The organism is Pseudonocardia sp. DSM 110487, assembly GCF_019468565.1.
GTDB lineage: Bacteria > Actinomycetota > Actinomycetes > Mycobacteriales > Pseudonocardiaceae > Pseudonocardia.
Genome location: NZ_CP080521.1, coordinates 5,909,456 through 5,935,576, shown reverse-complemented (window position 1 = coordinate 5,935,576; position 26,121 = coordinate 5,909,456). Strand labels below are relative to the sequence as shown.

At 69.1% G+C, this 26,121-nt stretch carries 24 protein-coding genes; 13 read left to right on the top strand and 11 right to left on the bottom strand.

All coding sequences use genetic code 11. From position 1 onward, the window contains the following. The first annotated feature begins 29 nt into the window (after nucleotides 1–29). From K1T35_RS27665 to yjfF, 3 genes are read left to right on the top strand one after another with little or no spacing between them, the layout of a single operon-like run. Nucleotides 30–1,526 carry a sugar ABC transporter ATP-binding protein gene (locus tag K1T35_RS27665; RefSeq protein WP_220254744.1) on the top strand — a complete coding sequence of 499 codons (1,497 nt, stop codon included), beginning with the start codon at nucleotides 30–32 and terminating at the stop codon, nucleotides 1,524–1,526. After that, entirely contained in the window at nucleotides 1,519–2,601 is a 1,083-nt protein-coding gene (locus K1T35_RS27660; RefSeq protein WP_220254743.1) for an ABC transporter permease, read from the top strand. The genes K1T35_RS27665 and K1T35_RS27660 overlap by 8 nt, the downstream gene beginning before the upstream one ends. Further along, on the top strand, nucleotides 2,598–3,587 hold the full coding sequence (yjfF, locus tag K1T35_RS27655) for a galactofuranose ABC transporter, permease protein YjfF (protein WP_255620792.1): 990 nt from the start codon (nucleotides 2,598–2,600) through the stop codon (nucleotides 3,585–3,587). The genes K1T35_RS27660 and yjfF overlap by 4 nt, the downstream gene beginning before the upstream one ends. A 169-nt stretch (nucleotides 3,588–3,756) precedes the next feature. On the opposite strand, the gene K1T35_RS27650 is transcribed toward yjfF, so the two are convergent. Genes K1T35_RS27650 through K1T35_RS27640 form a run of 3 tightly spaced genes read right to left on the bottom strand, consistent with a single transcriptional unit; the run spans nucleotide 3,757 to nucleotide 5,505 of the window. Continuing rightward, nucleotides 3,757–4,056: a hypothetical protein gene (locus K1T35_RS27650; RefSeq protein ID WP_220254742.1), complete on the bottom strand. Its 300-nt coding sequence runs from the start codon at nucleotides 4,054–4,056 to the stop codon at nucleotides 3,757–3,759. A 52-nt stretch (nucleotides 4,057–4,108) separates the two neighbouring features. Beyond that, the gene (locus tag K1T35_RS27645) at nucleotides 4,109–5,035 is read right to left on the bottom strand and encodes a pyridoxamine 5'-phosphate oxidase family protein (RefSeq protein ID WP_220254741.1); all 927 of its coding nucleotides are present in this window, start codon (nucleotides 5,033–5,035) and stop codon (nucleotides 4,109–4,111) included. A 26-nt stretch (nucleotides 5,036–5,061) separates the two neighbouring features. Continuing rightward, nucleotides 5,062–5,505, bottom strand: coding sequence for a VOC family protein (locus K1T35_RS27640; RefSeq protein ID WP_220254740.1), 444 nt, complete (start codon nucleotides 5,503–5,505; stop codon nucleotides 5,062–5,064). Between the two features lie 96 nt (nucleotides 5,506–5,601). Between K1T35_RS27640 and K1T35_RS27635 the strand changes: the two genes are divergently transcribed. From K1T35_RS27635 to K1T35_RS27625, 3 genes are read left to right on the top strand one after another with little or no spacing between them, the layout of a single operon-like run. Then, nucleotides 5,602–6,192, top strand: a complete 591-nt coding sequence (locus tag K1T35_RS27635) for an ABATE domain-containing protein (protein WP_255620790.1) — start codon at nucleotides 5,602–5,604, stop codon at nucleotides 6,190–6,192. 29 nt (nucleotides 6,193–6,221) lie between these two features. Further along, nucleotides 6,222–7,595 carry an MFS transporter gene (locus K1T35_RS27630; protein ID WP_220254739.1) on the top strand — a complete coding sequence of 458 codons (1,374 nt, stop codon included), beginning with the start codon at nucleotides 6,222–6,224 and terminating at the stop codon, nucleotides 7,593–7,595. Between the two features lie 37 nt (nucleotides 7,596–7,632). Next, nucleotides 7,633–9,105: an amidohydrolase family protein gene (locus tag K1T35_RS27625; RefSeq protein WP_255620789.1), complete on the top strand. Its 1,473-nt coding sequence runs from the start codon at nucleotides 7,633–7,635 to the stop codon at nucleotides 9,103–9,105. A gap of 3 nt (nucleotides 9,106–9,108) precedes the next feature. On the opposite strand, the gene K1T35_RS27620 is transcribed toward K1T35_RS27625, so the two are convergent. Both K1T35_RS27620 and K1T35_RS27615 read right to left on the bottom strand, forming a co-directional pair. Then, nucleotides 9,109–10,104 (bottom strand): inorganic phosphate transporter, encoded by a 996-nt coding sequence (locus K1T35_RS27620; protein WP_220254737.1) that lies wholly within the window; start codon nucleotides 10,102–10,104, stop codon nucleotides 9,109–9,111. Next, on the bottom strand, nucleotides 10,105–10,740 hold the full coding sequence (locus tag K1T35_RS27615) for a DUF47 domain-containing protein (RefSeq protein ID WP_220254736.1): 636 nt from the start codon (nucleotides 10,738–10,740) through the stop codon (nucleotides 10,105–10,107). 71 nt (nucleotides 10,741–10,811) lie between these two features. On the opposite strand from K1T35_RS27615, the gene K1T35_RS27610 reads away from it, so the two are divergent. Further along, nucleotides 10,812–11,459 carry an O-methyltransferase gene (locus tag K1T35_RS27610; RefSeq protein ID WP_220254735.1) on the top strand — a complete coding sequence of 216 codons (648 nt, stop codon included), beginning with the start codon at nucleotides 10,812–10,814 and terminating at the stop codon, nucleotides 11,457–11,459. A gap of 42 nt (nucleotides 11,460–11,501) precedes the next feature. On the opposite strand, the gene K1T35_RS27605 is transcribed toward K1T35_RS27610, so the two are convergent. Continuing rightward, complete coding sequence (locus K1T35_RS27605; RefSeq protein WP_220254734.1) at nucleotides 11,502–12,902, bottom strand: aspartate aminotransferase family protein; 1,401 nt, start codon at nucleotides 12,900–12,902, stop codon at nucleotides 11,502–11,504. A gap of 14 nt (nucleotides 12,903–12,916) precedes the next feature. Then, entirely contained in the window at nucleotides 12,917–14,434 is a 1,518-nt protein-coding gene (locus K1T35_RS27600; protein ID WP_220254733.1) for a CoA-acylating methylmalonate-semialdehyde dehydrogenase, read from the bottom strand. Nucleotides 14,435–14,527: 93 nt separating this feature from the next. On the opposite strand from K1T35_RS27600, the gene K1T35_RS27595 reads away from it, so the two are divergent. Next, on the top strand, nucleotides 14,528–16,105 hold the full coding sequence (locus tag K1T35_RS27595; RefSeq protein WP_220254732.1) for a PucR family transcriptional regulator ligand-binding domain-containing protein: 1,578 nt from the start codon (nucleotides 14,528–14,530) through the stop codon (nucleotides 16,103–16,105). 34 nt (nucleotides 16,106–16,139) lie between these two features. Here the strand turns inward: K1T35_RS27595 and K1T35_RS27590 are convergent, their stop codons facing one another. After that, on the bottom strand, nucleotides 16,140–16,568 hold the full coding sequence (locus tag K1T35_RS27590) for a helix-turn-helix domain-containing protein (protein ID WP_220254731.1): 429 nt from the start codon (nucleotides 16,566–16,568) through the stop codon (nucleotides 16,140–16,142). A 99-nt stretch (nucleotides 16,569–16,667) separates the two neighbouring features. On the opposite strand from K1T35_RS27590, the gene K1T35_RS27585 reads away from it, so the two are divergent. From K1T35_RS27585 to K1T35_RS27565, 5 genes are all read left to right on the top strand, one after another. Then, the gene (locus K1T35_RS27585; RefSeq protein WP_220254730.1) at nucleotides 16,668–17,315 is read left to right on the top strand and encodes an NAD(P)-dependent oxidoreductase; all 648 of its coding nucleotides are present in this window, start codon (nucleotides 16,668–16,670) and stop codon (nucleotides 17,313–17,315) included. Nucleotides 17,316–17,426: 111 nt separating this feature from the next. Next, nucleotides 17,427–18,170 (top strand): alpha/beta fold hydrolase, encoded by a 744-nt coding sequence (locus K1T35_RS27580; protein WP_220254729.1) that lies wholly within the window; start codon nucleotides 17,427–17,429, stop codon nucleotides 18,168–18,170. Nucleotides 18,171–18,194: 24 nt separating this feature from the next. Beyond that, the gene (locus tag K1T35_RS27575; protein ID WP_220254728.1) at nucleotides 18,195–18,986 is read left to right on the top strand and encodes an SAM-dependent methyltransferase; all 792 of its coding nucleotides are present in this window, start codon (nucleotides 18,195–18,197) and stop codon (nucleotides 18,984–18,986) included. Nucleotides 18,987–19,032: 46 nt separating this feature from the next. Continuing rightward, nucleotides 19,033–19,680 (top strand): DUF4291 domain-containing protein, encoded by a 648-nt coding sequence (locus K1T35_RS27570; RefSeq protein WP_220254727.1) that lies wholly within the window; start codon nucleotides 19,033–19,035, stop codon nucleotides 19,678–19,680. A 1,429-nt stretch (nucleotides 19,681–21,109) separates the two neighbouring features. Further along, nucleotides 21,110–22,141, top strand: a complete 1,032-nt coding sequence (locus K1T35_RS27565; RefSeq protein ID WP_220254726.1) for a hypothetical protein — start codon at nucleotides 21,110–21,112, stop codon at nucleotides 22,139–22,141. Nucleotides 22,142–22,285: 144 nt separating this feature from the next. On the opposite strand, the gene K1T35_RS27560 is transcribed toward K1T35_RS27565, so the two are convergent. The 3 genes from K1T35_RS27560 to K1T35_RS49815 are packed head-to-tail and all read right to left on the bottom strand — an operon-like array spanning nucleotide 22,286 to nucleotide 26,060. Then, nucleotides 22,286–24,190 carry an ATP-binding cassette domain-containing protein gene (locus K1T35_RS27560; protein WP_220254725.1) on the bottom strand — a complete coding sequence of 635 codons (1,905 nt, stop codon included), beginning with the start codon at nucleotides 24,188–24,190 and terminating at the stop codon, nucleotides 22,286–22,288. A gap of 11 nt (nucleotides 24,191–24,201) precedes the next feature. Continuing rightward, nucleotides 24,202–25,572, bottom strand: a complete 1,371-nt coding sequence (locus K1T35_RS27555; protein ID WP_220254724.1) for an asparagine synthase-related protein — start codon at nucleotides 25,570–25,572, stop codon at nucleotides 24,202–24,204. Beyond that, a complete protein-coding gene (locus K1T35_RS49815; RefSeq protein ID WP_220254723.1) occupies nucleotides 25,569–26,060 on the bottom strand; it encodes a lasso peptide biosynthesis B2 protein in 492 nt (163 codons plus the stop codon). Before K1T35_RS49815 ends, K1T35_RS27555 begins: the two co-directional genes overlap by 4 nt. Nucleotides 26,061–26,121: the final 61 nt, after the last annotated feature.

Genomic DNA, 26,121 nt, shown 5'->3' with positions numbered 1-26,121 from the left:
TGGAGAGGGCTCCGCGTCCGCTGGTGGAGATGACCGGCATCTCCGTGGCGTTCGGGCCGGTGCAGGCCCTCGATTCGGTGGACCTGCGGCTGTACCCGGGCGAGGTGCACGCGTTGATGGGCGAGAACGGCGCCGGCAAGTCGACGCTGATCAAAGCCCTCACCGGCGTGCACCCGGTGGACGCGGGGCACATCCGCGTGCAGGGTGAGCCGGTGGCGTTCAGCGGGCCGGCCGCGGCCCAGGCCGCCGGGATCAGCACGGTCTACCAGGAGGTGAACCTCTGCCCCAACCTGTCGGTGGCGGAGAACCTCCTGCTGGGCCGCGAGCCGCGCCGCGCCGGTCGCATCGACTGGCGCGGCGCCCGGCGGCGGGCCACCGAGGTGCTGGGAAGGCTGCACCTGGACCTCGACCCGTCCTCGCCGCTCGGCGCGCACCCGATCGCGCAGCAGCAGCTGGTCGCGATCGCCCGCGCCGTCGAGGTGGACGCGCGGGTGCTCGTGCTCGACGAGCCGACCTCCAGCCTCGACGCGAGCGAGGTTGCCGAGCTCTTCCGGGTGGTCCGCAGGCTGCGTGACGACGGCGTGGCGATCCTGTTCGTCTCGCACTTCATCGAGCAGGTCTACGAGATCTCCGATCGGATGACGGTGCTGCGCAACGGCAAGCTGGTTGGCGAGTACCGCACCGCGGAGCTCTCGCGGAGGCAGCTGGTATCGGCGATGGTCGGGCGCGAGCTGGAGGTCCTGGAACGCCTCGATCGCGCACCGGCCGCACCCGCCGACGAGGAGGAAGTCCCGGTCCTCGAGGCCGTCGGGCTGGGGCGCACCGGGGCGATCGAGCCGGTCGACCTCGTGGTGCGTCCCGGGGAGGTCGTCGGCCTCGCAGGCCTGCTCGGCAGCGGGCGCACCGAGCTCGCCCGGCTGCTGTTCGGCGCCGACCGCGCCGATCACGGCGAGATCACGGTGGGCGGACGCGCGGTCCGGATCCGCAACCCGCGCGCGGCGATCGACGCCGGCATCGCGTTCAGCCCGGAGGACCGCAAGGCCGGGGGAGTCGTGGGCGACCTGTCGGTGCGCGACAACATCGTTCTCGCCATGCAGGCGTCCCGCGGGTGGATGCGGCGCATCCCCGGTCGCAAGCAGGACGAGCTGGCCCGGCGCTGGATCGAGCTGCTCGACGTCCGGCCGGCCGACCCGGACGCGCTGCTGCGCAACCTGTCCGGCGGCAACCAGCAGAAGGTGCTGCTGGCGCGCTGGTTGATCACCCAGCCGCGCCTGCTCATCCTCGACGAGCCGACGCGCGGCATCGACGTGGGCGCGAAGGCCCAGATCCAGGCCCTCGTGGCCGAGCAGGCCCGCCAGGGCATGGCGGTCGTGTTCATCTCCGCGGAGCTGGACGAGGTGGTCCGCCTGTCCGACCGGGTACTGGTGCTGCGTGACCGCAGACCCGTCGCGGAGCTCGCGGGGGAGGACGTGGACATGGACCGCGTGATGGAGCTGATCGCCGTCGGGGGTGAGGCCGGTGCGTGAGTTCCTGCGCAAGCCGATCTGGCCGCTCGTCGCGCTGCTGCTGCTCAACCTGGCGGTGACGCCGAGCTTCTTCGCCGTGCGCGTGCAGGACGGCAGGCTCTACGGGAGTCTGGTCGACATCCTGCACAACGGGGCGCCGCTGGCGCTCACCGCGCTCGGGATGACGCTGGTGATCGCCACCCGCGGGATCGACCTGTCGGTCGGCGCCGTGGTCGCGATATCCGGGGCCGTCGCCTGCACGTGGATCGCGGGCAGCCCCGACCCCGCGGGTCCCGGTGCCGCGATCGCCGGCATCGGGCTGGCCCTCGGGCTCGCGGTGGCGCTCGGGGCGTGGAACGGGTTCCTCGTCGCCCGTCTCGGCATCCAACCGATCATCGCGACGCTCGTCCTGATGACGGCCGGTCGCGGGCTCGCCCAGCTGGTGACCGACGGGCAGATCATCACCGTCAACAACGGCTTCTTCTCCGGCATCGGCGGGAGTGCCCTGCTCACCGTGCCGGTGACGGTGATCATGGCCGCCGCGGTGTACGCGCTGGTCGCGCTCGTGACCCGGCGCACAGCGCTCGGCACGCTCGTGGAGGCCGTCGGCATCAACCCGGAAGCCAGCCGGCTCGCCGGGGTGCGGTCGCGCACCATCGTGTGGATGGTCTACGTCTTCGCCGCGCTGTGCGCCGCCGTGGCCGGACTGATGATCAGCGCGAACGTCCACGCCGCGGACGCCAACAACGCGGGTCTGTGGCTGGAGCTGGACGCGATCCTCGCCGTAGTCATCGGGGGCACGTCGCTCGCGGGCGGACGCTACTCGATCGCGGGCACCCTGCTCGGCGCGCTCACCATCCAGACGCTCACCACCACGATCTACTCGGTCGGCATCCCGCCGGAGGTCTCCCTCGTGTTCAAGGCGGTCGTCGTGATCCTGGTGTTCCTGGCCCAGGCGCCGAAGGTGCGGGCGCTGCTCGGGCGCCGCCGCCGTCGGGAAGGGGCCTCGCCGCCGCCGGCAGCACCACCCGCCGCTCCGGTCGAGGCCGCACCCGCCGAGACGACTGCCACCGAGACCACGGGGACCTCCCGGTGACCGCGCTCGCGGAACGCACCCGGGTCGCACGGCGCCTTCCCACCCGCTTCCTCCCGGTGGCGGCCACGTTCGCGCTGTTCGTGCTCATGTTCGCCGGGGGCAGCCTCCGGTACGAGTCGTTCGCCTCCGGCCAGGTCCTGCTCAACCTGCTGATCGACAACTCGTTCCTGGTCGTGCTCGCCGTCGGGATGACGTTCGTGATCCTCACCGGGGGCATCGACCTCTCGGTCGGGTCGGTCGTCGCGCTGTCCACGATGGTGGCGGCGGCCCTGCTGCGCGCCGGCTGGCCGCCGGTGGTCGTGATGCTCATGGTCCTCGCGGGCGGGGCGATCTTCGGGCTCGCGATGGGCGCGGTGATCCACTACCTGGAGATCCAGCCGTTCATCGTCACGCTCGCCGGGATGTTCCTGGCGCGCGGCCTGTGCTACGTGATCGACCTCCAGTCGATCTCGATCACCGACCCGATGTTCCGGACGATCGCGCAGACCGCGGTCCCGCTGGGCGACGACCTGTTCCTGAGCCCGAGCGCCCTCGTCGCGCTCGTCGTGGTCGCGGTGGCGGCCTACGTCCTGCACATGACCCGGTTCGGACGCACGGTCTACGCCGTCGGCGGCAACCAGCAGTCGGCGATGCTGATGGGGTTGCGCGTGGCGCAGGCCCGGGTGGGCGTCTACGTGATCAGCGGGGCCTGCTCCGCGCTCGCCGGGCTGCTCTTCACCTACTACATGCTCTCGGGCTACAGCCTGCACGCCGTGGGGATGGAGCTCGACGCGATCGCCGCCGTCGTCATCGGGGGCACGCTGCTCACCGGCGGGTCCGGGTTCGTGCTCGGTTCCGTGCTCGGCGTGCTCGTCCTGGGCACGATCCAGACGATCCTGTCGTTCGAGGGGACCCTCAGCTCCTGGTGGTCCCGGATCGTGATCGGGCTCCTGCTGCTGGTCTTCGTGGTGCTGCAGCGGATGCTGGCGAGGCGGAGCGCGAGTTAGAGCGTCCCGGCGCCCCGGTGGTCGAGTAGGGCCGGCGCCCAGCGCCGGCCCGTATCGAGACCACCATCCTCGAGACGGGCGTGTGGTCTCGATACGCGCCGGCCCTGGCGGGCCGGCGCTACTCGACCACCGGAAGAGGGGCAGGGGCTACTCGACCTCCGGGCATTCGCTAGTGCTCGTCCCAGTGCCCGTCGTGTTCGGCGTGGCGGTGCCCGTCGTGCACGTAGTCCACGTGGTCGCCGTGCGGCACCGCGTCGTGGCCGCAGCCGGCGCCGTGGACGTGGTCGTGCCCGTCGTGTGCAGCGTGCTCCCTGGGCTCGCACTCGTCCCAGTGCCCCTCGTGCAGGCGGTGCAGGTGGCCGTCGTGGGCGTAGTCGACGTGGTCGCCGTGTGGCACGGCGTCGTGGCCGCAGCCGGCGCCATGGGTATGGGCATGATCGGCATGGGTGGCGTGTGCGCTGGTGGTCATAGTCGCTCCTTCGCGGTGGTGCGACGCATGCCAACATCCGCATCAGTGCATGTCAATCGCGGTGCACAGGTGTGACCGCATCGGGTGGGTGAGGGCGGGTGGGGTTGAAACTGGAGTATTCGGGAGGCGTCCAGCGCAGCGGAACGGCACCGTCGATCTGCACGACCCGCTCGACCTCGAAGTCGACGATGCGCTGGGCGCCCGGTACGCGAGCGGCGCGCGTCTGGTCCCAGTCGACCGACGCGCGCCCGGTGAGCTGGAGGGACCGGCCCCGCTCCCAGTCGAGGAAGAGCAGTCCGGCGCGCGGGTCGAGCTCGAGGTTGCCGAGCGTCATGTACATCGAGTTGCCGACGTAGTCGGGCCAGCTCAGGTGCCGCTCGCCGGCCACGGTCACGAACCCGGGACCGCCGCCGCGGTGCGAGGCGTCGGCGCCCGACCCCGCGGCGTGCGTCGCGACGAAGAACGTGTCGGCAGCGGCGATCCAGGACTGCTGGTCCGGCGAGAGCCCGTCGGACTCCGCGGCGCCGCCCGGATCGGTGGTCACGTGCGCCTGGACGTCGCGTGCCTGGATGTACTTCGGGCAGTTCGCGTACACCTGCTCCGTCCGCACGACGAGCAGCTCGTCCACCTGTCGGGCGCGCCCGTTGACCCGCATCCGGCGCCGGCTCGCCGGCTCGATCGCGAGCATCCCGACGTCGTGCTCGCTCGCGAACACGTCCGCCAGTGGGTCGCCGGGCACGGGCGACCGCCGCGCCGCGACGGTCTGCTCGTCGGGTGCGGTGACGAACCCCGGAGAGCCGGTCAGGGGGCCGGCCCACACCGACCCGTCCGGCGTCACGGCGCCGATCACGACCAGCCGCTGCCGGCGCAGGAAGTCGGCCGCGACCGGCGGCACGGCCGCTCCGACCCTTGCCGAGCCCCACGGCCGGTCCGGGAACCCGGCCCGGCGTTGTACCGCCCGTTCGCCTCGATGATCCACCGTGGTCTCCTCCTCCTCGGGTCGGATCAGAAGAATCCGCAAGTGGGGGCGGCGGGCGTCGGCGCGGGTGCGACGTCGGCGCCGGTCGGGGTGTAGATCTCGAGCCGGACGCCGTCGGGGTCGGTGAAGAACACGCCGCCGGACGCGGCACCCTCACCGTGCGGGACGATCCCGTCGTAGGCGAAGTCGACGCCCAGCCCTCTCAGCACGGTCTCCGCCCGGCGCACGGCGTCGATGTCGGCCACCTCGAACGACAGGTGGTGCAGTCCGGGGCGGTCGGTGGCGAACGTGCCGGCGCTCTGCTCCCAGAGGGTGAGCACGAGCGTGCCGTCCTGGCCGAGGAACGCGAACCGGCGATCGCCGTCCGCGCGCTCCGCGACGACGTCGAACGCGAAGACCGTGCGGTAGAAGGCCGTCGAGCGGGCCAGGTCGGTGACGTTCAGCGCGATGTGGCCGGGTGCGAAGGCCATGGCATCCCCTAATGGTTGTCGTAGTTCTTGACGTTAGATGGATGTCATCACGGCGGGCCTAATGGTGTCAACCCATCTTTGCATTAGACTGCCGCCGTGCCCGATGAGATCGCCGACCTGCTGCCCGACGAGCCGCTGCCCGTCCGGCTGATGAACACGGTCTGGGCCGACCGGCAGGGCGTGCACGACGACCTGACCAGCGTCGATCGACTCCGGCACTGGTTCGCGAGTACCGGCCTCGCCGGTGCGGCGGAGCTCGGGCCGGATGACCTGGCCGCGTTCCGGCGGCTGCGCGACGCCACCCGCCGCATCGCGGCCCACGTGACCGACGACGACCGACCGGCCGCCCTCGCCTGCTCCGACGACCTCGTCGCCGCGCTCTCGGCGCTGAACGCGGACGCCGCCACCTGTGCGCCGGCCCTCGTGCTCGACGACGGCGGCCACCCCGTGCTCCGGTGGCACCCCGGTCCGCGGGAGGCAGACCGCTCCCGAGCCGAGCTCGCGCTCGCGGCGGCCCGCCTGCTCGGTGGCACGGAGGCCGGTCTGCTCCGGGCCTGCCACGGCCCGGGCTGCGTCCTGTACTTCCGGAAGGACCACCCGCGGCGCGGGTGGTGCTCGGCCGGCTGTGGGAACCGCGCGCGGGTGGCGCGGCACTACGAGCGACACCGCCCGCGCCGCGACCGATGAGTTCCGCGGCGCCCCGTGGTCTCATGAGCATGACCGCCACGAGCAGCCCCCGCTCCCGCCGCTCCTTCCACCACGTGCTCGCCAACACGCTCGTGGCGTCCGTCGTGAACATGACGGTCTGGTTCGCGGTGACGTTCTGGGTCTACCTCGAGACCCGTTCGGTGTTCGCCACCGGCATCATCGCCGGCATCTTCCTTGGCCTCACGGCGCTTTCCGGCGTGTGGTTCGGCAGCCTCGTCGACCACCACCGCAAGCGGAACGTCATGCTCGGCTCCAGTGCCGCGTCCTTCGGGCTGTACGCCGCGAGCCTCGTCGTCTACCTGGCCGCAGGGCCGGAGCCCTTCCGCGACCCCGCGAGCCCCGTGCTGTGGGGTTTCGTGCTTCTGCTGATGAGCGGCGTGATCGTCGGCAACATCCGCGGCATCGCGATGTCCACCGTCGTCACGCTGCTGGTGCCCGAGTCCGGCCGCGACCGCGCCAACGGCATGGTCGGCACCACGACCGGGGTCTCGTTCCTCGTGACGTCGGTGATCAGCGGCCTCCTGATCGGCATGTCGGGCATGCTCTCCGTGGTGCTGGTGGCGCTCGTGGCCACCGGCGCCGTGATCGTGCACCTCGTGACCTTGTCGATCCCCGAGGTGCGCGCGGTGCACGCAGCGGACGGCTCCCGCCGCACCGACCTGCGCGGCACCGTCGCTCTGGTCGCCGCAGTGCCCGGCCTGCTCGCGCTGATCGTGTTCTCGACGATCAACAACTTCCTCGGCGGCATCCTCATGGCGCTCGCAGACCCCTACGGGCTGTCGCTGGTGTCGGTCGAGGTGTGGGGGCTGCTCTGGGGCGTGCTGAGCGCCGGGTTCATCATCGGCGGGCTCGCCATCAGCAAGCGCGGGCTGGGGCGCAACCCGGTGCGCACGATCCTGTTGGCCAACATCGTGCTCTGGACGATCTGCAGCGTCTTCACGCTGCGGTCCTCGATCGTGCTGCTCGCCGTCGGGATGTTCATCTACCTGTGCGTCGTGCCCTTCGCCGAGGCGGCCGAGCAGACCGTCCTGCAGAAGGTGGTGCCCTTCGAGCGGCAGGGCCGGGTGTTCGGCTTCGCGCAGAGCGTGGAGCAGGCCGCGTCGCCGCTCACGGCGTTCCTGATCAGCCCCATCGCGCAGTTCGTGTTCGTGCCGTTCATGACCACCGGCGCGGGCGCCGACCTGCTCGGCCCGTGGTTCGGTACCGGGCCCGAGCGCGGTCTGGCGCTGCTGTTCACGATCGCGGGCATCCTCGGACTGGTGCTCACGCTCGTCGCCTTCACCACGCGCCACTACCGGGGACTGTCACGTCACTACCTCGAGACGCACGCCGATGGGCCGACCGCCGAGCCGGAGGTCGGACAGCTCGCGGCAGCGGCGTGACGGATGCGATCGACACCCCCTGATCTACGGTCATGGGGTGTCCACCGTGTACGACCTCGTCCTCAGCCGCGGCCGGGTGATCGACCCCGAGTCCGGGCTCGACGCCGTCCGCGACGTCGGGATCGCCGGCGACACCGTGCGGGAGATCGGCTCGGATCTCGCCGGGACCGTCACCGTCGATGTGTCCGGGCTCGTCGTGTCCCCTGGCTTCGTCGACCTGCACAGCCACAGCCAGGACGTCCCGGGCCAGCGGCTGCAGGCGCTCGACGGCGTCACCACGGCGCTCGAGCTGGAGGCAGGGGCCTTCCCGGTGGAGCACGCCTACCGAAGGGCCGCGGGCGAGGGGCGGCCGGTGAACTACGGGTTCTCGACGTCGTGGGCGGCCGCGCGGATGCACGTCCTCGCCGGTGCGCCGGCGGTGGCCGACCTCGATCAGCTGCTCGCCCACGTCGGCGATCCGCGCTGGCAGGCGGCGGCCGCGCCCGGGGACGTCGACCGCATCATCGGGCTCCTCGAGGCCGACCTCGCGGTGGGTGCTCTCGGGATCGGCGTGCTCCTCGGGTACGCGCCGGGCACCGACCCCGCCGAGTACCTCGCCGTCGCGGCGCTGGCCGCGCGGCACGGCGTGCCGACGTACACGCACGCCCGCGACCTGGTGGAGGCGGACCCGCACGTCGCGGTCGACGGGGCGGAGGAGATCGTGCGCGCGGCAGGCGAGACCGGCGCGCACATGCACTACTGCCACCTGAACAGCACATCGGGACGGCACGTCGACCGCGTACTGGCGCTGGTGGAGAAGGTGCGGCGCGAGGGCTCGACGGTGACCACGGAGGCGTACCCGTACGGCGCGGGGATGACCGGGATCGGGGCCGCGTTCCTCGCGCCCGAGTTGCTGCACCGGCGAGGGCTGACCCCGAGCTCGATCGGCCACCTCGCGCTCGGCAGGCGCATCTCCGACGCCGACGAGCTGCGCCGGGTGCGCGAGGAGGATCCGGGCGCGCTCGCGTTCGTGCACCAGACCGACGAGTCCGACCCGGCCGCCTTCGGTGTCGTGCAGCGGGCGCTCGCCTTCCCGGACGCCGCGGTGGCGAGCGACGCGATCGCGCCACTGTGGCCGGCAGGCCAGCGCGACCCGCTGCGCTGGCCGCTCCCGCCGCAGGTGGCGACCCATCCGCGCACCGCGGGCACGTTCGCGCGCACCATGCGGTTGCTCGTCCGCGAGCTGGGGTTGCTCAGCCTGCCCGAGGCAGTGCGTCGCTGCACGCTCGTGCCGGCGCGGATCGTCCAGGAGGCGGCTCCCGCGATGCGCCGCAAGGGCAGGCTGCAGCTCGGGTGCGACGCCGACGTCACGGTCTTCGACCCGGAGACCGTGAGCGACCGGTCGACCTACACCGACACCACCCGCCCGTCGACGGGGATCAGGCACGTCCTGGTCGGCGGCCGGTTCGTGGTGCGCGACGGCGTGCTCGACACCGGCGCGCTGCCCGGCAGGGCCGTACGGGGTGGATGAAGGTCATCCCAGCACCGGGTGCAGGGCCCAGAACGCGAGCGCCGCGGCGAGGGCCGCCATCGGGATCGTCAGTACCCACGCCACCAGGATGTTCCCCGCGACACCCCACCGCACCGCCGAGAGCCGCTTGGTGGCGCCGACCCCGAGGATCGACGACGTGATCGTCTGGGTCGTCGAGATCGGCGCGGCGAACGCGAACGCGGTCGTGTAGAGCACCGCTGACGCGGTCATCTCGGCGGCGAAGCCGCGCGGCGGGTCGAGGGCGATGATCCGCCGACCGAGCGTCCGCATGATCCGCCAGCCGCCGGCGTACGTCCCGGCCGACAGCGCACCGGCCGCGAGCAGGATGACCCACCACGGCACCTCGAACCCCTGGTGGTAGCCGCCGACGACCAGCGCAAGCACGATCACGCCCATCGTCTTCTGGGCGTCCTGCAGTCCGTGGCCGAGCGCCATCGCGGCGGCCGAGAACGTCTGTGCGTAGCGGAAGCCGCGGGCGAGCGGCTGCGGGTGGGCTCGCCGGAAGATCCACAGCAGGGCCGTCATCAGCAGCCCGGCGAGCGCGAAGCCCACGAGCGGCGAGAGCACCATCGGGATGACGACCTTGTCCAGCACGCCGCTCCAGTGCACCGTGCCCGCGGCGGCGACCGCGGCGCCCACGAGCCCGCCGATCAGCGCGTGGGACGACGAGGACGGCATGCCGAACCACCAGGTGATCAGGTTCCACGTGATCGCCCCGACGAGGGCCGCGAGCACCACGACGAGGCCCGAGCTCCCCTGCGGGGGGTCGATGATGCCGCTGCCGACCGTGGAGGCGACCTCGGTGCCGAGGAACGCGCCGACCAGGTTCATCACGGCAGCCATGATCAGCGCGGCGCGCGGTGTGAGGGCCCTCGTCGCGACCGAGGTGGCGATGGCGTTGGCGGCGTCGTGGAAGCCGTTCGTGTAGTCGAACACGAGCGCCACCACGATCACCACGACGATGATGGCGAGCTCCACTCAGGACTCCTTCACCGCGATGCTCTCGACGGTGTTGGCCACCGTCTCGAACGCGTCGGCGGCCTCCTCGAGCGAGTCGACGACCTCCTTGAGCTTGAGGATCGTCAGCACGCCCGCCGCGTCGACTTCGTCGGCGGGGCAGAGCAGCTGCTCCAGGAGCGCGCGGTAGGCGACGTCGCCCTCGTCCTCGAGGGAGTTGACGTGCACCCAGTACTCCTGCAGCTTCGACATGGTCGCCAGCTGGGGCATCGCCTCCGCGGTTGCGGCGGCCGCGCGCTTCAGTACGTCGGTCTGGGTCTTCATCCCGGCGGGCAGCTCGCCGAGGCGATAGAGCACGATGCGGTCGGCGGCCTCCTCCATCGCGTCGATCACGTCGTCGAGGGACGAGGTGAGCCGGTAGATGTCCTCGCGGTCGAACGGCGTCACGAACGTCTTGTTCAGCTTCACCATGATCTCGTGCGTGACGTCGTCACCCGCGTGCTCGGCATCCTTCACCCGCCTCGCGAGCTCGGCCCGCTCCGCGGGCGGTGCGGCCACCAGCGCCGCGAGGTCGTCCGCCGCGCTGGCGATGTTCTCCGCGGCCCGGGTGAACAGCGGGTAGAAGCCGCGTTCATGTGGCGTCAACCTGAATGCCATCCGCAGGTTCTACTCCACTGCGGACGTTCCGGCTGGGCGACGGCCACAGATATATCGTGATATGAAGTGATATGCCCATTCCAGCACTCACGAGCCCGGTGCTCGATCCACAGGTCGTCTCCGTTCTCGACCGGCTCCACGCCGAACGTCGCAGGCCAACGGCGGGAGGCCCGCGCCGGGGCGGTGGTTCCGCCGACCCGCACGACTACGCCGACATCGGCTTCTCGATCCGCCCCGAGCAGGGCGACCTCATCTACCTGCTCTGCCGGGCCACGGGCGCGACAAGGGTGGTGGAGTTCGCCACGTCGATCGGCGTCTCGACGATCTACTTCGCGGCCGCGGTCCGGGACAACGGCGGCGGCACGGTGATCGGCTCCGAGATCGTGCCGGAGAAGGCGGCCACCGCACGGCGCAACCTGGCCGACGCGGGCCTCGAGGACGTCGTCGACCTGCGCCTCGGCGACGCCCGCGAGACACTGCGCGACCTGGGCGGGCCCGTCGACTTCGCGCTCATCGACGGCTGGCCGGTCGGGAGCGGGCCCACGCTGGCCCGCCAGGTGATGGAGATCGTCGCGCCCCAGCTCCGGGTGGGTGCGCTCGTGGTGAACGACAACGCCGAGCCCGACTACCTCGAGTACGTGCGCGACCCGGCCATGGGATTCCGATCCCTCTCGCTGCCGCTCAAGGGCTCGACCGAGCTGTCGGTCAAGGTGGGGTGACGCGGGGTGCAGGCCTGCCGCGTCTGCCCGGTCGCGGCGGGGCTACACGACTGAGGTCGCGTCGATGAGCACCTGCCGCAGTATGGCCGTCATCTCGTCGAACTCGGCCTGTCCCGAGATCAGCGGCGGAGCGAGCTGGACGACCACGTCGCCGCGATCGTCGGGACGGCAGTAGAGCCCGGCGTCGAACAGGGCGCCGGGCAGGAAGCCGCGGACGAGCCGCTCGCGCTCGTCGGTGTCGAAGGACTCACGGGTGTGCTTGTCCTTGACCAGCTCGATGGCCCAGAAGTAGCCGTCGCCGCGGATGTCGCCGACGATCGGTAGGTCCAGCAGGGTGCGCAAGGTGTCGCCGAAGGCCTGTTCGTGATCGAGCACCCGCTGCAACAACCCCTCGCGCTCGAACAGGTCCAGGTTCGCGAGCGCCACGGCGGCGGAGACGGGGTGTCCGCCCCAGGTGTACCCGTGGGGGAACGTCACGCCCGGTCGCAGGAACGGCTCCATCACGCGGTCCGAGGCGATCAGCGCGCCCAGCGGGCCGTAGCCGGAGGTCATGCCCTTCGCGCAGGTGATGAGGTCCGGGGTGTAGCCGAACTTCTCGCAGGCGAAGGTGTGGCCGTGCCTGCCGAAGGCGCAGATGACCTCGTCGGAGACCATCAGTACGTCGTATTGGTCGCAGATCTCTCGAACGCGGGCGAAGTAGCTCGGCGGGGCGGTGAGGCAGCCTCCGGAGTTCTGGACGGGCTCCAGCACCACCGCGGCGACGGTGTCCGGGCCCTCGAAGAGGATGGCCTCCTCGACGCGGTCGGCGGCCCAACGGCCCAAGGCCTCGACGTCGCCGTCGAACTCGGGGTGGCGGTAGAGGTTGGTGTTGGGCACCCGGAACCCGCCCGGTGTGAGCGGCTCGAAGTCCTTCTTCATCGCGGGCAGGCCGGTGATCGCCATCGCCCCGTGCGGGGTGCCGTGGTAGGCCCACGCTCGGCTGACCACCTTGTGCTTCAACGGCTTGCCGACGAGTTTGAAGTACTGCTTGGCGACCTTCCACGCCGACTCGACGGCCTCTCCGCCACCGGTGGTGAAGAAGACGCGGTTCAGATCGCCGGGCGCGAGGTGCGCGAGACGCTCGGCCAGCTCCGCGGCCGGTGGCGTGGCGTAGCCCCACACCGGGAAGTACGCCAGCTCCGCGGCTTGCTTGGCGGCGACCTCTGCGAGCTCGCGGCGCCCATGCCCGGCCTGCACCACGAACAGGCCGGAGAGGCCGTCGAGGATGCGTCGGCCGCGGTCGTCCCACAGGTGGACGCCCTCGCCCTTGGTGATCACCGGTATCGGGTTCTCCTGGCCGCGCCCGCCCATCCGGGCGAAGTGCATCCAGAGGTGCCGCGCGGCGGACTCGGCCGCGGCGGAGCCGGTTGCGGTCGGCGTCGGGGAGTTGTCGAGCGTGGTCATCGCTGTCCCTCCGATCAGGCGTTCTGCGGGAAGCCGAGGTTGATGCCGCCGTGGCTGGGGTCGAGCCAGCGGGTGGTGACGACCTTGCCGCGGGTGAAGAAGTGCACGCCATCGGTGCCGTGGGCGTGGGTGTCACCGAACAGGGAGTTCTTCCAGCCGCCGAAGCTGTAGTAGGCCATCGGGACCGGGACCGGCACGTTGACACCGATCATCCCGACCTCGACCTCGTTCTGGAACTTCCGTGCGGCGCCACCGTCGTTGGTGAAGATCGCGGTGCCGTTCCCGTAGGGGTTGGAGTTGATCAGCTCGACCGCCTGTTCGTAGGTGTCCACGCGGACGACCGAGAGCACCGGGCCGAAGATCTCGTCGGTGTAGATGCTCATGTCGGTGGTGACGTGGTCGAACAGAGTGGGGCCGACGAAGAAGCCCTTCCCGTCGGCGTCGAAGTCGCCGGTGCGGCCGTCGACGACCAGGTTGGCGCCCGCGGCCTCGCCGGCGTCGACGTAGCCGGTAACGCGCTCCTTGGCGGCCATGGTGACCAGCGGGCCCATGTCACAGGAGCGACGGCCGTCGCCGGTCCGCAGTGCCTTGGCCCGGTCCGCGATCTTGCCGACGAGGACGTCGGCGATGTCGCCGACCGCGACCAGCGTGGAGATCGCCATGCAGCGCTCGCCCGCCGATCCGAAGCCGGCGTTCACGGCCTGGTCGGCGGCGAGGTCGAGATCGGCGTCCGGGAGCACGACCATGTGGTTCTTCGCGCCGCCGAGTGCCTGCACCCGCTTGCCGTTGGCGGTGCCGGTCTCGTAGACGTACTTCGCGATCGGGGTGGAGCCCACGAAGCTGACCGACTTGACGTCGGGGTGGGTGAGCAGGGCGTCGACGGCGGTCTTGTCGCCGTTGAGGACGTTGAACACCCCGTCGGGAAGGCCGGCCTCCCGCCACAGCTCGGCGATCCAGAGCGCGGCGGTGGGGACCTTCTCAGAGGGCTTGAGCACCACCGTGTTCCCGGCGGCGATGGCGACCGGGAAGAACCACATCGGCACCATCGCCGGGAAGTTGAACGGCGAGATGATGCCGACCACGCCGAGGGGCTGGCGGATCGAGTGGACGTCGACGTTGGTGGAGGCGTTCTCGGTCGCCGATCCCTTGATCAGGTGCGCGATGCCGCAGGCGAACTCGACGACCTCCTGGCCGCGGGCGACCTCACCGGCGGCGTCGGACAGTACCTTGCCGTGCTCGGCGGTGATGATCGCGGCGAGCTCGCCGGCGCGGGCGTTGAGCAGCTCGCGGAAGGCGAACAGGATCCGGGTGCGCTTGGCCAGGGAGGTGTCGCGCCAGTCCGGGAACGCGGCCTTCGCGGTGGCGATGACCGCGGCGGCCTCCTCCTCCGAGGCCAACGGCACGCGAGCGGTGACCTCACCGGTGGCCGGGTCCGTGACGTCGGAGAAGCGGGCGGAGAGCCCTCGCTGCGGACCTCCCGCCCAGTGGTACAGCGTGGACACGGCCTCGTCGGCCTTCATGGATGCCGCCATGTCCGGCAGTGTGCGGCGACCGAATGGCGCCGGTGAACCCGACAGATCGTCGCCGATTCGGTGCCATCGCCTACATTCTGTAAAGTTCCGTCGGTGGTCCTCACCGTCGCCGAGGTGCTGGAGCTTCCGCCGGTGCGGGCGGGCCGGCCCGTCGTGCGCGCGGGCCGCGAGGTGCTCGACAGCCCGGTCCGCTGGGTGCACGTCAGCGAGCAGCGTCAGCCTGCGGGCACGCTGAGCGGCGGTGAGCTCGTGCTCTCCATCGGCGCCGCCGTCGCCGATCCGACGCTCGATCACGCCACCTACGTCGCCGAGCTGCGCGACGCCGGAGCCGTCGGCCTGGTCATCGAGCTGGGGCAGCACCTGCGGGCGCTGCCCGGTCCGCTCGTCCAGGCCGCCCGCGGGCTCGGCTTCCCGCTCGTGGAGCTGCGCAACGCGGTGCGGTTCGTGGAGATCACAGAGGTCGTGCACGCGCGGATCCTCAACGAGCAGTACTCGCGGTTGGAGTTCACCCAGCGGGTCACCGAGACCTTCCGGACGCTGATGGTCGACGGTGCCGGCGTGAGCACGGTGGTGCGCGAGGCGTCGGCGCTGCTCGGGCAGCCGGTGGTGCTCGAGGACCTCGGACACCGCGCGCTCGCCTTCGCCGGCGACACCGCGCAGGACGTGCTGCGGGACTGGACGCTGCGCTCCCGGCAGGCCCCGCCGACCGGCCCGGGTCGCCCCTCAGGGCCGGAGGGCTGGTTCGGCGCGCCGGTCGGCCCACGGGTCGAGCGCTGGGGCCGGATCGTCGTGCCGCGCCGGGATGCGGACGCCGAACGGGTCGGGTTGGTGCTGAGCCAGGCCGCAGACGCGATCACGGTGCTGACTCGATCGGACGGCGCAGGTCCCGGCGTCGGGCTGGAGGCGCGGGGCGGGCTGCTGGCGGACATCCTCGGAGCCGCCCCCGCCATGGAGGGCTCGCTGCGCGCCCGGGCGCGCGCGCTCGGGCTGGCGTCCGAGGGGCCGTTCGCAACGCTGGTGCTCGTCGGGGCGGGGGAGCGCCACGACCGCGAGTTGCTCGGCGACGTGGCCTCCGCGGTGCGCGGCCTTGGCCGCCCCGCCTTGGTCGGCCCGCTGCGGCCGGGGCGGGTCGGCGTCGTGGTGGGCTGCCGCTCGGCCGGAGACGAGCACGAGGTGGTCGACGCGCTCGTCACACGGATACCCGCGGGCCGCGTCCGGGTCGTGGCCGCGGCCGAGTCCGCGGAGACGTTCGGCGGGCTGGCCGACACGCTGCACGACGCTCTCCAGACCGCCGACGTGGCCGACGCCTCGCGCGATCCGTCGACACACGCCGTCTGGCGGTCTCGCCATCTCGGCGCGCGCAAGCTGCTGTGGCGACTGCGGGACAACAGCCACGTGTTGTCCTACGTGGATGAGCAGCTGGGTCCGGTGCTGCGGTTGGCCGAGCCGCGGCGCTTCGAGCTGCTGCGCACTCTGCGCGCCTACGTCGAGGCGGACGGGGTGGTCACCACCTTCGCCACCAGGATCGGGACGAGCAGGCCATCGGCGTATGCGCGGGTGCGGCGCCTGTCCGAGACCCTGGACCGCGATCTCGACGACCCGCCCACGCGCCTGTCGGTCTTTCTCGCCCTCTTGGCGCTCGACCAGAGCGCGCCTGCTCCCCGGCGGTAGGCCGCTGTGGCCGAGTCGGTGCGGCCTCTCCGTTCTACCTTGAACGGGCTCTGACCGGTTCTCCGGCGTCTTTGATCTTCGATCTCAGACCTTCGTAGGCCTCCTGCGACGCCGTCACGTCGCCGAGGTGCGCGATAGACCACTCCTGGAGGGCGCGGAGCGGTTCGCACAGGGTGCGGCCCGCATCCGTGAGCGCGTAGACCACGCGCACCGGCACCTCGGGATAGGCGGTTCGGCGCACGAGGCCGTCGCGCTCGAGACCACGGAGGGTCTGGGTCAGCATCTTCTTCGACACCCCCTCGATCCGCCGACTCAGCTCCGAGAACCGCGCTTCGCCGTCGGCCAGGACGCCCACCACGAGCACCGTCCACCGGTCACCGATCCGATCGAGGATCCTGCGGGCCGGACAGTCCGCGCGATACGGACTGCCGAGGACGACGTGCTCTGCCGACTGGGTTACCACAAGGTGCCTTCTTCCGAATGGAGACCTGGTCTCTTACGGTAACCCCAGCGTCCTGCTCGACGCCATCGCTCCTCGAGAAACTCCCTGAGAAAGGCACTCATGTCCCACATCACCGTTCTCGGCGGCACCGGCTACGCCGGCTCAGCCATCGTCGCCGAGGCCGCCTCTCGCGGCCACCAGGTCACCGCCTTCAGCCGCTCACTGCCGGACGAGCGAATCCCGAACGTCACCTACGTCCAAGGCGACGGCACCGACGAGACGGCGCTGTCGTCGGCCATCAAGGGCGCAGACGTCGTCGTGGGCGCGCTGGCTCCGCGCGGGGCACTCGCCGGCCCGTTCCGCGAGGTCTACGGCACCATCGCGCGTCTGGCGGATGCCGCCGGCGCACCGCTCTACGTCGTCGGCGGATTCTCGTCGCTGCGTCCCGCGCCCGGAGCGGAGCGCTTCGTCGCTGACCTCAGCCATGCCCCCGCGGAGTACCACGACGAGCTCATCGCCGTAGCGGCGCTCGTGAGCGACGATCTCCCCGCCACGCCCGCGACGCTCGACTGGGTCTTCGTGAGTCCGGCCGCCCGGTTCGGCGCGCACGTGCCCGGTGAGCGACTCGGCCGCTACCGGCTCGGCGACGACGTCGTGGTTCAGCCCGACGACGGCGGCGCGATCTCCGGCCCGGACTACGCACTCGGGTTCGTCGATCTCATCGAGGCGGGGGACCACCACCGCGCACACGTGAACCTCGGCTACTGAGGCGGCCCTCGTCGGCACGGGGTCCCCCGGCGGCTGCGCCGACGATCTGGGCATGACGATCTACGGCCGGAGCACTGTCGGACCCCGCCACGACGCGCGACTATTGCCGGCATGACGGTGGTCTTCGTGCACGGCGTCCCCGAAACGAGCGCGCTCTGGAGCGGGGTGCGCGCCCACCTCGACGGCGACACCATCGCGGTCGACCTGCCCGGCTTCGGCACGCCCCGCCCAGCCGGCTTCGGCGCGACGAAGGACGAGTACGCGCAGTGGCTGGCCGACGCGCTGCGCAGGCTCGATCGGCCGGTCGACCTCGTGGGGCACGACTGGGGAGCCGGGTTCGTGCTGCGCGTGGCCACAGCGCACGACGTGCCGCTGCGCAGTTGGGCCACCGACGTCGGCGGGGTGTTCCACCCGGACTACGTCTGGCACGACCTCGCGCAGACGTGGCAGACGCCCGGTGCGGGTGAGGAGCGCAATGCGGCCATGCTGGGAGCGGGGCCGGACGCGCGCGCAGGCTTCCTGCAGGCCGCGGGCGTGCCGGCGGCGGACGCGGCGGCCGTCGCTGCGGCCTACGACGAGACGATGGCCGGCTGCATTCTCGACCTGTACCGATCGGCCGTGCCCAATCCGCACTCCGACTGGGGCGACGAGCTCGCCCGGCCGGCGCCTGCGCCAGGCCTCGTGCTGCAGCCGACCGCCGATCCGTATGACGACCCGGCCCGATCCGGGGAGGTCGCCAGGCGGGTCGGTGCCCGCACGGAGCGGCTGGACGGCCTAGGCCACTGGTGGATGTTGCAGGACCCGGCGGCGGCCGTGGCGGTGCTGCGCTCGTTCTGGGGGTCGCTCGGTTCCTGAACCGAGCTGCGCCATGATGGCGGCATGGAGCCGGCGCAGATCGACATCTCCGTCCCGCAGTCGGCCCGGATCTGGAACTACTGGCTCGGGGGCAAGGACAACTACGCCGTCGACCGCGCGGCGGGCGACGCCGTGCTGGTGCGCATCCCCGACATCGCCTCCGGTGCTCGCGCCGAGCGCGCGTTCCTGAAGCGGGCGGTGCGGTTCCTCGTCCGCGAGGCCGGGATCCACCAGTTCCTCGACATCGGCACCGGGCTCCCCACACTGGAGAACACCCACCAGGTGGCCCAGGAGCTCGACCCCACCTGCCGGATCGTCTACGTCGACAACGACCCGCTGGTGATGGCGCACGTCCGCGTGCTGCTCGTGGGCACCCCCGAGGGCGCCACCGACCACGTACAGGCCGACCTGCGCGACCCGGAGACGATCCTCGCGGCCGCCGGGCGCACGCTGGACTTCGGCGAGCCGGTCGGCCTGGTGCTGCTCGGCGTCGTGAACCACATCATGGACGACGCCGAAGCCTCCTGTGCGGTGGCGCGGCTGGTCGCGGCGCTGCCCGCCGGCAGCCATCTGGTGCTCTCCCACTCCACGGCCGAGATCCACGGCGAGCTGATGCTCGAGGTGATGCGCGAGACGACCTCCCGCGGTGGCACCCCGATCCGGGCCCGCACCCGCGGGGAGATCGAGCGGTTCTTCGACGGGATGGAGCTGCTCGACCCCGGTGTGGTGTCCTGCTCGCGATGGCGGCCCGTGGTGTCCGGCGCGGGTGAGCCGGCCGAGGTCTACCTCTTCGGTGGCGTGGGTCGGATCGGCTGAGCAAAACAGCTGGCCCGGACCGTGCTCGGCGGCTGATCCTTCCGAGATGCAGAAGGACGACGAACCGCGGTACCGGATCCGCGCCCTCCACACCGATGACACCGTCACCGTCTACCAGGCGTACGCGCCCCGCATCGGCGGTCCGGCCGCCCGCACCGGCCGCTTCCCCGCGTCCTGGAAGCGCGACCGGATGACGTGGATCAAGCCGAGCTTCCTGTGGATGATGTACCGCTGCGGCTGGGCCACCAAGCCGGACCAGGAGACGGTCCTGGCCGTCGAGATCACCCGTGACGGGTTCGAGTGGGCGCTGCGCCACTCCTGCCTGTCGCACTACGACGCCGGTGTCCACCCGAACGAGGCCACCTGGAAACGGCGGCTGCGCCAGTCGCCCGCGCGTGTCCAGTGGGACCCCGAGCGCAGCCTGCACCTCGCGCCGCTGCCGTATCGCTCCCTCCAACTGGGGCTGTCGGGCGAGGCGTCGGCCCGGTACGCCGACGAGTGGACGGTGTCCATCCGGGACGTCACACCGCTCGCGCACGAGGTCCACGGGCTCGTACGTGCCGGTGACCTGGCCGCTGCACAGCGCCGCCTGCCCGAGGAACGCCCGTACCCGGCGGGTGCGGAGTTGATCGGGCATCTGACGCCGGCCGGAAGCGCAGAAGCGGTGATCGGTGAAGCGAGGCGGAGCAGATGAGATGTCGGCGGCCGGCCTGGTGCCCGTATGGCCGTTGACCAAGAACCGATGGTCGCTCTTCGTGATCGACTGCCGAAGGTTGCCCCTTGATCCACTCTGCCCGCGTTCGTAAGGTGCAGCACCGCGCTCGGCCGAGCTGTGTGTGACACGTGTCGATCAACTCAACAGTCGGCGATCTGGCCTTCGCGAGCGAGGTACTGGCACCAAAAGGAGCCGGTTGGATCTTTGACGAACGCTGACCGATGCTCGAAGCAACAAGGAGATCACGGTGGCTACAGACTCTGAAGCGCGTCGAGCAGTTGAGCTGAATCGAACGAGGCGTGTGGAACTGGGGGAGAGGCTGCATCAGCTCCAGTCCAACCCCGACCCTTCCGCATCCGAGCGGATCGTTGCCGAAGCGATCGCGAGGACGAAGGCGGAGATTGAAAAGTGCACCCATAAAATTCGGCGGTACAGTGGCCTTCAGACGTAGCGCCTGCCGGCTTTGCCGGCATTAACCCGGGGAGATCAAAGATGTTGTGCCGCGGCCTGGTCGAGGTCCTTCGACATCGGTGAGTGCGACCCGGGGTCGACCTGGCCGGTGAGCCGGTCGCACTGCTGATGGACGACATCGACGGCGATGACAAGATCCGGCCCTCTTCCACGATTCGCGGGGTGCACGCTCGGTGCCCGGCCCCTTTCCCCCTCCCGACTCCCTCGTTATGGCCATTGAGCTGGTCGCGCCAGTTGGCTTGACGGTGCCGGAGCCGCGTAGAGTACCCGTGAGTTGCCGCCTTCGACCCAGGCGGCGTGGCGGGGCCGAAGGAGCACCAGGCCGGGCGGAGCGGAGTCAGATTGGAAGAGATGTACGTTCAGGCGTTGGACGACTCCACAGACGTTCGTGGGCTGAGTTTCTCGATCCTCGGAGATCACCTTTCCGAAATCGGGCCGGCGCGCGACATCCATATTGGCGAGATCCGCCCGGGATGCATCCGCGGTAATCACTACCACGTCAGTCGGGGAGAGTTGATCGGTGTCATCTACTCCGATCAATGGTCCTTGCATTGGGACACTGGACCCGACACAAGAGTCAACTCAAAGCATTTTTCGGGTACCGGTGCTGTTGCAGTAGTCCCACCACGCAATTGGTCGCATGCCGTGCGTAACGATGGCGCCAACTCGGTATGGATTGTCGCTGTAAGTGATAAGCCATATGATCGTCACGAAACTGACCCCGTCCGTCGCGACGCGATCGCCAGAACGGTCGCTACCTGATATGGCTGCGCGTGACCCTGACATCTTCAGGACATTCTGTCATATTAGTGAATACGGAGAGCATGGATACGGGAACTTGCATCGGATGGTGGCTGCAAGTTCACCAGTTGTGCTGTGGGCGCCGTCCAGTGTAGAAATCTCGTCGACCAGATGTCGCCTTGGTCCACGAGAATTCGTGAAGTACGTCGAGGCTGGAAAAGTTCGCATCATCGGACGCGAGAATTGGATCATGAGCCGGCACTTCCGCAATAACTACCGGTGGGCCGGCGCGCATTGGGTGTCCGAGATTGATGACGCCGTTAAGTCGATCGCGACAAATGATGAACTACTACCTCTCAATGAGCGGCGTGTCGCGCTCGCGGAGGACGAGCGGGGCGATGTTTGGGCGGAGCGGCATCTCGCGGAGAATCCGCAGCTGGTGGATGCGATCTACGGCGCATTAAGTGCGCCCGACGCATTGGACCACTTTCCATTCGGTGTGATCAAGACCGCGATGTCGGCCTCCGATGAGCCACGAAACATAGTTCTGCGTGTAGTGCGGGATGCCTACAACCATGACGCGGCAATCGCGCAATCCGGAACGCGCACACCATTCCTTCTGGCTCGGAAGGAGGCTCGATTTCATCAGTTGTTGGAGTCTGTTCGACAGGCGTCCGACGTAGCATTCCTGGAGAATTTGGATAGCCCTGCCCTGAAATCGACTGAACTCGCTGAGCTAACGGCCGAAGTACTTCACGTTCTACGCCACCTTGAGGCGTCTCATCGAACGAAGATCAGTAGCTTTCTTCGGAGCGAGGGCCACGTACTCCTCGCTAAGTGGATGAGCCAGGTGTGCAGTTCGCTTTCTCGTGGTGGCGCCGGTTCCACGCGCGGCGAAGTGATCGCACGACTGCGCCAGGAATTCGACGCAGGGAAACTGGAAAATGATTTCGCTGACATCTTCCTCGAGCCACAGTCAGTTGTCGGCTCGATCGGGACCGCTGCAGGCGTCGCCGAAGCCGTTTCCGCAGAGCTCACGGTCTATGGAGCGATTGGGCTGGCAACAGGTGCATATGCGGTCGGCCAGGGTGTGGCGCAGAAGCTCGGCTACGCGGCGACTGAGTATGACGGACCTCAATGGGCTTTCATCTATGCGTTTGGCCGCAGGGCCTCGGCTCGCCGTCAAGCTCGCCTGCAGATGACGCTCGACTGCTTAGTGCCAGAGTGATGTGAGTGCTGGTCTCCGCCGGCAAGGGAGTCGCGGCACGCCAGACCGCGCCGCGCGTAGTCCGCCGCGACTTCCGAGACCTATGCGACGCGCTCGCGCGCGTCAGCAGGCCCGGAGGGCCGCACCAACTCGAGCCAAGTCGAGTTACCCGCACCGAGCCGACGTGGCATCGTCGCCCTCGAGCAGGTTCTTGATCTGCTGCCGGTACAGCTCGGCGTAGATCCCGTTCAAGTTGACGAGTTCGTCGTGTGTTCCCTGCTCGACCAGCTTCCCGTCGTCCAGGACGTAAATGGCATCCACTCGCCTGAGGCTCGAGAAGCGATGAGTGATCAGCAGGCCTGCGCGTCCCTTCAGCAGCCGACGCATCGAGGTCAGGAACTCTGCCTCGGCGTTGGCGTCGAACGACGAGGTGGGCTCGTCGAGGATGACCACCTGGCTGTCGCGGAAGAAGCAACGTGCAACTGCCAAGCGCTGCCATTGGCCACCCGACAGGTCCGAACCCGGGCCGAGTTCCTTCCCGAGCCGGGTGTCCATACCGTCGTCGAGCGATCGAACCAGCGATACGGCGCCTGCGTCGCGGAGACTCTCTCCGATCCTCGCCGAGCCAGCGGCCTGGGTGGTGTCTCCGAGCCATACATTCTCACGAACCGTGAAGCACCAGCGAGTGGGTTCTTGGTACTGGATCGTCACGCCGTCCCGAACCGTCTCCTGGACATCGGCATAGTCGTGTCCATTCCACGTGATCGTGCCCGCAGTGGCCGGTAGCATGCCCGCGATCATCTTCGCCAGCGTCGTCTTCCCCGATCCGTTGTGCCCGACCACCGCAATCAGCTCGCCGGGTCGCAGCGTCAGCGTGATGTCGGAGACCGCCCGACGGCTCGATCCCGGGTAGCAATAGCTCGCGTTCTTGAGCTCGATCGACGACAAGGTACGCGACGGAGCGGAGCGAGAAGGCGCGAGCCGCGGCCGGGTGTTGATCTGCCGGGCGAGCCCTTCGAGCGTCTCGACATCACCCAGGTAGAGGGAGACGTCCGCGACCGCCGACATCCTTCCGAACATCTGCCCGAACATGGCCTTGAGTTGGGCCAGGCCCAACACGATGGTGACCATCGCCGCGAGCGCGCTCCCGCTGGTTGCCGACGACGCGGCCATGCCGGCCCCTCCGACCATGATCAATCCACCGAGGGTGCTCGCCACGAGCTGTAGCTGCGCACGCTTCTTGCGTGCTTTCCGCATTGCTCGATACATTTCGTCCCATGCAGAGACCGACCAGGCTTCGAATGTGCCGCCGAGCTGGAGGGAGCGAATTTCGGCGGCCGCGGACTTGCGCTGCGACGCGTTGGACAGGTAGTAGCGGAGCCGGGCCGGCCAGGCGTTCTCCGCCTCCACGCGGTACCAGCGGCGCGCAGACAACAGCTGAGTGATCAATGCCGGCAGTGCCGCAGCCGCGGCGATGGGGAGGATCCATGCGCTCTGCGTGGCAAGGGTCAACGTGATCGCGAGAATCGCGGCGATATCGCCCACCACCTGTACGATCCGGGGCGCTGCGGCAGAAATCTGGCCTACCGAGTTGGTGCACCGCTGCATGAGCTCGTAGAACCTCGGATCCTCATACTGCTCAAGCGGAACGTCGACCGCCGCCTTCAACGTGGCCATATCGGTATGGATGAAGACCTCTTGTTGCAGCTTCCACTGCACGTAGTCGCCTATCGAGGCCGTTGCCGCCAGCAGAACGAGAAGCGCGCCACCTGCAGCCAGGAGGCCGCTTACCGGATTCGACAGGAGCTGACCGGCGCTCGTGAGGCCCGAGAGTAGTGGGACCACACTGCTGAGGATCACGTACAGCGTGGCGTACGCGGCTGCCTGGATCGTCGACAAACCGAGCGACACAATGACGGTGCGCGGTGACGAGCGCGCCGTGAAGACGAGCGCACGATACAGGGAACCAGGGACTGAGCGCCATCGAACTCGGCGCTCCCACGATGCGACGATCGAGCCATCCGCGTCCTCGACAGGCTTCGACGAGCGGGTGGGCATCGTGACTGCCATCCAGTCCTCCGTCACATGTCGATTTCGATCCGGTGCGGGTTCGCCCGCAGCCAAGACTCGACGAGCATGACCGGCAGATTGTAAGTGCTGCGCCGCAAGAAGTCACGCCGATTGTTCAAGGTGGCCCGCATCCGCTGTGCGTTCATCATGCCCAGCTGCTCGAGCATGCACGGCTCGTTCCAGAATTCCACGACGTCGTCCCACGAGTTTCGCAGATAGCGCTGCTCGACTGCTTCGTAGGGTGCGCCGGATGATCTCAGACTGACCGAAGGCGGCGCGCTGTTGCGGAGGGCTATTCTGAGTAGTGCCTTGTTGTAGACCTCACCGCCGCATCTGAACCAGTGCAGCTGGTGCGGGATGGCGCTCGCGAACACCGTGAATCTCGGATCCAGGTACGGGTGGTGCAGGGCGGGTCGGTTCGTCTCGCACGAGTGGAGCAGGAACTCGAGCGCTACACATGTGTGCAGCTCGTGGTAGCTGTACAGCCTGGCCAGGCGGCTTGCGTAACGAGGGTCGCTCGTGCGAACTGTTCTGCGCCAACCTCGATCACGAGCATCGCTTGCGCGTTCTGTGACCCAAGCCGACATATTTCCCGGATCGAGTTCGGGAGACAGTAGCCAGTCGCGCGCGTCGCCTTCGTGGTGCGCTGCTCGCTGAATGGTGCTGGCCGAGCTGGGCTCCGCGAAGTGCAATTCGGCCCCGACTCCTGTCAGGAGCTCGTCCACGCCTATGCGATCAGCGAGTCGAGTGGCATCCAGTAATTGTACGTGGAAGGTCTGTGGGTATGGGCTGGGGAGTCGGTCGTAAATTCGCAGCATATCGTCCAGTGAGAGGCGTGACTGGTCGAGGACGTAATGGTCCACGTCGAGCCGGCGGCATAAATCGGCGGCGCATGCTCGCTCGCCCTCGCACTCGACGACCGCTGACCAATCATAGTGAAACGCAGATACCTCGGTCAGCTCGCCTGTTCGCTTCATCTCAGCAGCTGCAACAAGAATCAACGACGAGTCGAGGCCGCCGCTCAAACACACGCCCACATGTCGTGAGCCACTCGTCGAAAGGGTGCCTCGAATTGAGTGCTTGAGTAGTTCGAGTGTGGCGTCGGCAAGGGCGGGTGCCTTGCTCCTGTCGAGCTCGGTCGATGGATCTCCGAGATCTTCCGGGCCGAGGCGATCTGGTCCCGGCGATGCTCCCGTGAGAGTTGTCGGCGGCACTGTCGACAAGCCGACAAAGGGAAGTCGGTCCAAAATGTTGCCAAAGCCGCGAAAGAGCATTGCCGGAATTGATGACAGTCGTACTTTCGTCTTCGCTAGGACGTCTGCTGTCGGCTCTACGTGTTCGCCGTCGAGTGTGAACCGGATCAGGTCGGGTGTCTCGTTCATTGCCGGACCTCCGAGTCGACGCCCCGCGTTACCTCATCGACTAGTTCGTAGACGCCGCGAATCTCGCAGTAGGGTGCAACGGGCTGGCCTTGAAGCTCGGTCCAGGCATGAAACTCCGAGGTGCTGTCGCTGGCGATCTTCGTGACCCCGACCTTCATTGTGGCGGGTATTCCTGCTCCCCATAGGCCGGTGGCGATCGCGAGGCTGCGCGGAAGACATTTTCCGTGCCCGAGGTCATGGCCACGTCTCTCCAGTGCCAATCGAGTGGCGTCCGCCACGCGGAGGCAGAAGGATAGGTGAGGATCTTCGTTGTACGGTGGTCGTAGTCGACGACTCCGCAAGCTGGCGAACGCCTTCGCGTAACCCCTGCGCTTGAGCGCGACGAGCACTTCCTCTGCGTCGTCCACAACGTCGTCCGGCACGTCGAAGGCTGGGGTACAAGGTCCGAAGAACAACTCGAGAGCGTCCAGATGGTCTTCGTACGACATCTCGTTGGCCCTCTCTGGAGGCTCACGCCGAAAGAAGTCTCAGCTCGCGTAGTTGATGGAC